This window comes from Sporosarcina saromensis (assembly GCF_033253735.1).
Taxonomy (GTDB): domain Bacteria; phylum Bacillota; class Bacilli; order Bacillales_A; family Planococcaceae; genus Sporosarcina; species Sporosarcina saromensis.
In genome coordinates, this window is sequence record NZ_JAUBDI010000019.1 from 59654 (window position 1) to 67623 (window position 7970).

At 39.5% G+C, this 7970-nt stretch carries 9 protein-coding genes; all 9 read right to left on the reverse strand.

Annotated elements, in window-relative coordinates; genetic code table 11:
* Window positions 1-290: 290 nt before the first annotated feature.
* Window positions 291-893 carry a response regulator transcription factor gene (locus QT711_RS15765; RefSeq protein WP_317945827.1) on the reverse strand — a complete coding sequence of 201 codons (603 nt, stop codon included), beginning with the start codon at window positions 891-893 and terminating at the stop codon, window positions 291-293.
* On the reverse strand, window positions 890-2011 hold the full coding sequence (locus QT711_RS15770) for a sensor histidine kinase (protein WP_450097602.1): 1122 nt from the start codon (window positions 2009-2011) through the stop codon (window positions 890-892). The genes QT711_RS15765 and QT711_RS15770 overlap by 4 nt, the downstream gene beginning before the upstream one ends.
* Window positions 2005-2748: an ABC transporter permease gene (locus QT711_RS15775; RefSeq protein WP_317945831.1), complete on the reverse strand. Its 744-nt coding sequence runs from the start codon at window positions 2746-2748 to the stop codon at window positions 2005-2007. The genes QT711_RS15770 and QT711_RS15775 overlap by 7 nt, the downstream gene beginning before the upstream one ends.
* Window positions 2732-3646 (reverse strand): ABC transporter ATP-binding protein, encoded by a 915-nt coding sequence (locus QT711_RS15780; protein WP_317945833.1) that lies wholly within the window; start codon window positions 3644-3646, stop codon window positions 2732-2734. Before QT711_RS15780 ends, QT711_RS15775 begins: the two co-directional genes overlap by 17 nt.
* Window positions 3647-3871: 225 nt before the next feature.
* Window positions 3872-4456 (reverse strand): VanZ family protein, encoded by a 585-nt coding sequence (locus QT711_RS15785; protein WP_317945835.1) that lies wholly within the window; start codon window positions 4454-4456, stop codon window positions 3872-3874.
* A 103-nt stretch (window positions 4457-4559) separates the two neighbouring features.
* Window positions 4560-5096: a helix-turn-helix domain-containing protein gene (locus QT711_RS15790; protein WP_317945837.1), complete on the reverse strand. Its 537-nt coding sequence runs from the start codon at window positions 5094-5096 to the stop codon at window positions 4560-4562.
* Window positions 5097-5181: 85 nt separating this feature from the next.
* The gene (locus tag QT711_RS15795) at window positions 5182-6408 is read right to left on the reverse strand and encodes a DUF819 family protein (RefSeq protein ID WP_317945839.1); all 1227 of its coding nucleotides are present in this window, start codon (window positions 6406-6408) and stop codon (window positions 5182-5184) included.
* A gap of 16 nt (window positions 6409-6424) precedes the next feature.
* Entirely contained in the window at window positions 6425-7426 is a 1002-nt protein-coding gene (locus QT711_RS15800) for a dipeptidase (protein ID WP_317945841.1), read from the reverse strand.
* A 347-nt stretch (window positions 7427-7773) separates the two neighbouring features.
* Window positions 7774-7970: hypothetical protein (locus tag QT711_RS15805; RefSeq protein ID WP_317945843.1), on the reverse strand; the 197-nt coding region annotated here is incomplete at its 5' end.

Consider the following 7970-nt stretch of genomic DNA (forward strand, 5'->3'; position numbering starts at 1 on the left):
CAGAAATTAAGGCAAATCGAACTCTTCGTTGTTCGATTGGCTCACCCGTGCCCCGCGGAAAGCGTGCGCCGGAACGCAAGCCAACGGGTCCGAAGAAGTCTACTTGTAAATAAGTGGTTAAGCAACAGACCTGTTTTAATTATGACTTAAGATTCCTGCAAATTATCCCTGATTAAAATTCATCTATTTGCTTTCAGTATAGCACTACAAAAATAATTACATTCTTGAAGTAAAATCCATAACAACTTACCCGTTTAACACAACTGCTATAGACTTCATGATAAATAATCCTAAATCCATCCCTTTTCACGACAAATGGCAATTGCTTCGACTTTGTTTTTAGCCTCAACCTTTTGCAATACTTCAGACATATAGTTTCTTACAGTTCCTGCTGACAAAAATAGCTCAGCCCCTATTTCCTTTGCCGTCTTCCCTTCCGCTGACTTTAGCAAGACTTCCTTTTCCCTTTCAGTTAAAGGATTTTCTTCATGATAAAAATTCATCACTAAATCCGCAGCAAATTCTCTCTTTCCTGCCATTACATTACGAATTGCATTCGCCAAGTCCGTAATAGATCCATCTTTCAGCAAGTAACCATGAATCTTTGCTTTCATTGCCCTTTCAAAATAACCTGGTCTCGCGAAAGTTGTTAAAATGATTACTTTTGTCGATATGCCCTTGTTCTGCAGCATTTCTGCAACGTCAAGACCACTTTTCTTAGGCATTTCAATGTCCAAAATGCATACATCGGGTTGTAAGGAGTGAATAAGTTGTAATGCCTGCTCACCGTTTTCCGCTTGCCCGACTACTGTAAAGTCTTCTTCAAAATCCAATAACGTACCAAGAGCTCCTCGAAGTATTTGCTGGTCCTCTGCAATAACTATATGAATCATAGAACAACAGCTCCTTCATCTACTTTTACAACGATTGGGATTGTCATTTGAAGAGTGGTACCCTTATCCGTCGTAATTTCTAAATTGCCTTCAATCAATGCTAGTCTCTCAAGCATACCGGTAAGTCCATTCCCCCATACCTTATCAGACATCCCAACTCCGTTATCCGAAATACGCACCTGACATCTACTATCGCAATGCTCAATCGTTACTTTACAATTACTCGCTTGACTATGTTTTATAATATTTGTTGAGGCTTCTCGAATGCATAACCCTAAAATATTCTGCTGTAATGCTGAAAGTTGAGGCAGTGTTTCTATATATTCGAAATGAAATTGTACGTTTCCAGCTGATAGAATTTGCTCCATATGCACCAATTCCTCTTCAATTGAACTTACTCGCATATTCGCTACAAGCTCTCGAACTTGCTTCATTGCCGAGCGAGACGTTCTTTCAATTTCCTCTGCTTCCTTAATGACTTTTTCAGGATTTGCTGCTACTCTTTGAATAACCTGGCTTTGTAAAGTAATTAATGAGAGTGTGTGACCAAGTGTATCGTGCAAATCACGAGCGATTCGAACCCTTTCTTCCTGCTTGATCAAGGTTTTAATCTGTTTGTTTGCTTGATTCAATTGTTCTTCTAATTCCAATCTCAACATCATACTTCGAATGCCATAGGGCGATAAAATCATGACGACTAGAAAGGGCAAGAAAAATAACAATTCATTAAAACCATGCACAAAGACAATCCAGACTGTGCAAGCGATCAATACTGACGCAAACAAGGAGACAGCTCTAGTAAACTGTCTTTTCTCTTCAAACCAACCTATGAAATTCGATGCAAAAAATCCTAATAATAAATTATACGGGTTGTAAAAAACTGTGAAGACAACAACTAAACTTACAAGTGACACAAGCCATACAGTATCTTGTTTAACGGATTCTGATTTGTATAATCGGATATATGAAATGAGAAAAAGCAGTAATGCACAATACCCCATTACCGCGCGCCAACCACTCAAGTTTACAATGTGAAATAAAGGTAAAAACAAGTACACTAAAAAGATATAAGGCGTCACTCCATATCTCTTCGGGAAAAGCTCAAAACGTTTTACCACTTTACCACTTCCTGTTTTCTTCTTCTATAGGTTGATAATACCATGAACAATAGAAGGTAACCTAGAAGTATTACAATATTCTTGAAATCAGGCGTGTCTCCACGAACAATCGCCCACGCTCCACTACCGTAATGGTATGCCGGCAACCATGTACCAATAGCTTGAATGGCTTTTGGCAATACCTCCATCGGCATCCACATACCCCCAGTAATCGCAAGAAGTAAGTAAAGGATATTACTAACATTTGAAGCCAAATCAACTTTTTGCATCGTTCCTACTAGAACACCCAGTGCTAAAAATGGAATTGAACCAAGCAGTATCCAGCCTCCACACAGAATCCATTCGACAGCTGACATTGAAACACCATTTATTAATACGCCTGATAGAAAAATCATTACGATCGCAAGGGCATGGACTGTCGATTGTCCAATCATTTTAGCAATAAAATGCAGTGTTGCGGGAAGTGGTGTTACCCGCAAATACGTTGTCCACCCATCGTTTCTTTCCTGTATCATCCTCAGACCTAGTGTCATAATCGCACTCCCCATTACACTAAATGTGGCAATCGACATAAGAAAATGCTTGTTCCATACATCCGCCTCTTCTAAACCTTGATTCACAACTTTTGTAAATATCACGTAAAATACAATCGGCATAAGTAGTGACCCGAAAATAAAATACGGATTACGGAATACGCGAATTACTTCCGTTTTAGATTCTTTAATGAACATGTTCATGAGCATCCTCCTCCGTCGTCAGTTGGACAAATGCATCTTCTAAACTTCCTCTATCGACAGAGATATCACTAACAGATATATTATCTGTAAAGAGCTTCGATAAGATTACATCCGAATTTTCGGTCACAATTGTAACTCTGCCTTTTTTTTCGAACAACTCTATGACCTCAGTCATCTTAAGGAATTTTTCTCTGTACATAAACGGTCCATTTACTTTAAATGATACAGTTTGCTTTAACATGTTTCGCTTAATGGACTCAGGTGAGCCATCCGCAGCAATCTTTCCGTTTTTAAACAACAGAATGCGCGTCGCAACATCATCCGCTTCTTGCAAATAATGCGTTGAAAATATGATTGTTTTACCTTCTTTAGCGAGCTCTCGTACTTTATCCCAAAACATCTTACGGGAGGTACTATCCATTCCAACAGTGGGCTCATCAAAAAATAGCAAATCAGGATTTCCTACTAATGCGAGCGCAAATCCAACACGTTGTCGTTGTCCTCCAGACAATTTTTCAGTGCGTTTGTTTACCTCACTGCCGGACAATCCAGTAATATTTATTAACTGTTCCATCGAAAGTGAATTGGAATAATAACTTTTAAATAAAGCGAGTAGTTCACGAACCTTCACAGCGTCCATCAAACTAACATGTTGCATCATAACACCGATCCGTTCTCGAACAAGACGAATTTTCGGATCCTCATTGAAAAGTTTTACGTTACCATAGGTCGGATTCAACAAGCCTAACAGCATAAGAATTGTTGTACTTTTCCCTGCCCCGTTTGGTCCTAAGAACGCAACAATTCCCCCTCGCTTAATGGAAAACGAAACATTATCTACAGCCTTCACATCTTTAAAATTTTTGGTTAACTTACTAACCTCAACGATACTTTCCATCCAATCACTCCTTTATATTTATCATACGGGAATGATTTCAACTTGCTTAGTAAGCTCTGTCACCATTACATATGACAGATGTCATATGTTCTTATCACGCTAAAGGAAATCACAACATAAACTCGTCTCATCGAAAAGCAAACTCCGACTCTATAAAAAACCATTGGAAAATGAAAAAAGCACAAGGAGTATCCCCCCTTGCGCTCAAACTAGTATTCAATTCACTTAACGCCTTACAATCTTCCTCATCAACCAAAACACGAAATACCCAAACATAACGCCGATTGCATTTAAAATGATGTCATCAATATCTGTACTTCGTCCTATGAAAAACTGAACGCCTTCAATGAAAAAAGTGACGCCTAATCCAATGAATGCAATTTTCCAAAATGAAGCCAACTTCCTCCACAACATTGGAATGAACAATCCGATTGGCGAGAACATGAACATATTGCCCAGTAAATTCATAATGGACAGGCTACCCCAATCATCTGCATAGCTGTTCGTTTGTAAATAAAGATGCATCGTTTGAAATGGCGTGACATTGACACTCGCCATCTCATTTGCAACCATTACGTCAAAATATATTTCTCCAGTTACCGAATCGACACCGATACTCCATTTCGGGATGATCGTTTGGGAAGCTAAACCGATACTGTATAAGATGAAAATTGCTAATAGACATTCACGTAATTTGTTGACTCGTTTTCTTCTTCTCTTCAAGATGATTACACGCACGAGCACATAAAGTGGCAATGCCGCGATCATGTATCCAAGCATATTCATCGCGTATGTACTAATTAACCCCATGGTGCCTCCTTTTACAAAAAGCTATCGCTCTATTTATTCATATGACAGACATCCAGACGATATCCGTAAGAAAAAGACTGCAAACTTCACAGTCTTCTAGTCACTACAGCACTCTCCCCGTCATTGCCCAGACAGAAATCGAAGTTTTATTTGTATGATTAAAAAATCGATGTGGGGTTGTACTTTTGAAACGGATACTGTCTCCTTCGTACAAAATATGCTCATTATCTCCTAGAACAATTGTCAATTCTCCTTGCAATACATACCCGCATTCTTCCCCTGTATGCTCAACAAGTTGCTGATCTTCTTGCCCCGGTTCTAAATGAATCATAATCATCTCGATTGTTCCTTCATTAATAGGCGTCAACAATTGATACTTTGAATTGGATTGCGGAAAACTGATTGTCTTCCGTTCAGCTTTCCGTACTAATTGCAAAGCTTGTTCATCCGTTCCGAGCAACGTAGAAATCGATACATCTAATCCTCTACACAATTTATACAATGTCGTTAATGTTGGGTCTGTATTTCTACGTTCAATCTGACTGATCATACTAATGCTAACCCCAGAACGATCTGATAAATCTTTCAATGACAAACTCTGTTCGATACGTAGTTTTTTTATCTTTTGACCATCAAACATGAAACCTACCCCGTTTATTTCTTTTATTCCTCCATCATACCATAAGAAAACCTGGTAGTCCGAAAACTACCAGGCAAGTCTTTTTTTATAGCATTGTTGAAAACCATAAACCTAATGTCGTTCCAATATAGTTCCCAATAATGTAACCGAGTGTACCAACTACTAATATTGGCCCAATGAGGTTTTTCCATCCTTTTGCAATTGCCATTGCAGCGGCTGTCGTTGGTCCTCCAATGTTCGCATTACTAACTAGCAATATTTCTTCCAAGTTGTACTTTAACAGTTTCCCCGCCGTCAATGAAACAAGCATGTTCACAAGCACAATGACTGCAACGAACACTAACAACAATGGAGCGTTCTGAATAATCATCGGAATGGAAGCAGGAACACCAATTACAACAAAGAATAGGTAAATGAGTAATGTCCCAATCTCCTGACTTCCATTAATACTTTCAAAGTACTTCGGAAATAATGCAAGTGCAAGGAAAGTAATGGTTGTCAAAATCAAGTATTTATCCCCGAAGAGTCCGTTCAATAAATTCATGAAGAACGATACATCTTCACCCGAAGGAATCACACCATCTAAAAACGCAGCAAGTTTAAACGCAACAATAACGAGAAAAAATGCTGTTCCAACAGATAAAGCCATATCTTTTAGTGAAATATCTTTACGTGCCCAAAAGCTTTCTGCTAACGTCTTGCCATCGCTTTTTCCTTTATTCGCTTCCACTTCCAGTACGTGTGGATGGGAATACCGTTTACGGAAAAATGCCATCGTTGGTATGATCATCAATACGACAAAATAGAGCGCCATCATTAAATTATCCGCAACAATTGTAGAGGATACCATTTCACCCGGCGTTTCAAACTTCCCCGCCATCGCCGCAAAGTTGACACCACCCCCAACATAGGAAGCACTCATCATCCCACCGATTTTATCCAAGTACGGAATATGATCTTTCAATAAGAAAAAGCTAATAATCGTACCAGCTACTGTTCCGATTGAACTAATTAAGAAAATGAGCAACATCCTTCCGCTTTCCTGCCAAATCTTCTTAAAGTTCACATGGAACAATAATAACGGAATCGCTAGTGGAATAATGAACGTCCAAACCGCATCATAAACAGGCGATTCTGTCGGAATAACACCCGTATTGGATAAGATGATTGCTCCGACTAACGCAATAATTGCTCCTGAAATCTTACTCGCCCAACTAAACCGTTGTTCCAAATAAATACTAACCGCCGCCCAGACAACGATGATTCCCCATAAGGTGATCATATCATCTGCCTTAATTAATGTGTTTTCCATTTCTCTTCCCCCATTCTTAACCCTTCATTTGTTTACTAATAAAATCAAACGCATTTGTATAACTGATGCGTTCCACTTCTTTACGCGAAAACCCACGCCGCTCCATTTTCACGAGTAGTTCAGGTACCTTCTCAACACATTCCAACCCAACTGTTGTCCCTTCTTCGACATCCGAACCAAGCTGATGACCATCTAAAAAGTCTAGAAAATCAAACCCGAATGCAACATGCTCGGGTCCTACTAAATCCGCCATATAAACAGCGTGATCGATAAATGTATCAACCGTAGGATTCACTTTGTCGATAAACGCATAATGCGCATTGAGCCCAATAATACCGCCTTTAGAAGCAATCGCTTTTATCTGCTCATCCGTAAGATTACGTTCATGGTCGCAAAGTGCTCTTGCATTACTATGGGAAGCAATGATCGGCCGCTCACTCGCCTCATACAAATTCCAAAACGAAGGTTCATCGAGATGAGAAGCATCTAGAAGCCAACGATAATCATTCGCAAGCTTTGTCGCTTGTCGCCCATATTGCGTAAGGCCAGTATGTATTCTTTCATTATAAGCTCCTGTACCACTTGCAAGAAAGTTATTTTCGTTCCACGCATAAATCGCATGGCGAACACCTCCCTCATGCAATTCATGGAAAGCGCTTTCAACATTTCCCTGAATGGATGCCTCCCCCCAATGCTCCATAAACGTCAGCCCTTCCAAACCGAGAAGAACATTTATTTTTCCAACCTTTTGCGCATCAACGAAATCTTTCGTTGTCGTACAAAGATTTACATGCTGTGCCGTCCGTAAATCATCTAACACGCTCTCTCGCAACATACGAAATCGCCCATACGGATTGTCACGAAACGCCGGCTCTACCCAAAAGACACAAACAACCGCGTCAACTAAACCCTTTTTCAATTTCGGATAATGAATCCGATCAAATACATTTCGCTCTCCTTTACTTCGGCGGAATGCTAGATCTGTAAATAAATCTGAATGCAAATCAAATACTTTCAAATTTATTCACCTCCTCTTACTAGATTTACATTTTAATATATTATAATTTATTCTTTATATTGAAACAAGTGCTTACTTTTCACTTCAAGAAAAAACCTCCACTATTTTAGAAGCATAGTGAAGGTTTGAGTATTGTTTGTAGTATTTTAGAATCTGTTATATAAACTATTTCTCAGAGGATTCCAGCATAATTCGATCATTCACCTCATAATTGCGCTAAACGCGGCATAACTCCTGAAAACGGCTCATAAACTTCCAGAACTCAGCATTATCCCAGGTTTCGAGGCATACTTGCGCCAAACGCCGCATAACTCCTGAGAACGGCTCATCCCCCCCATAACTCAGCATTATCCAAAGTTTCGCACATACTCGCGCCAAACGCCGCATAACTCCTGAAAACGGCTCATAAACTCCCAGAACTGTAAGCGTAAAAGGATCTGCACCTGTTTTTCCGGGTGCAGATCCTTTATTTTAGTAATGAATCCTTTAATTTTTAGATAGGTAACATTGCTCCGGCAGCTTTTTCGACCAAGGGAACAATTTT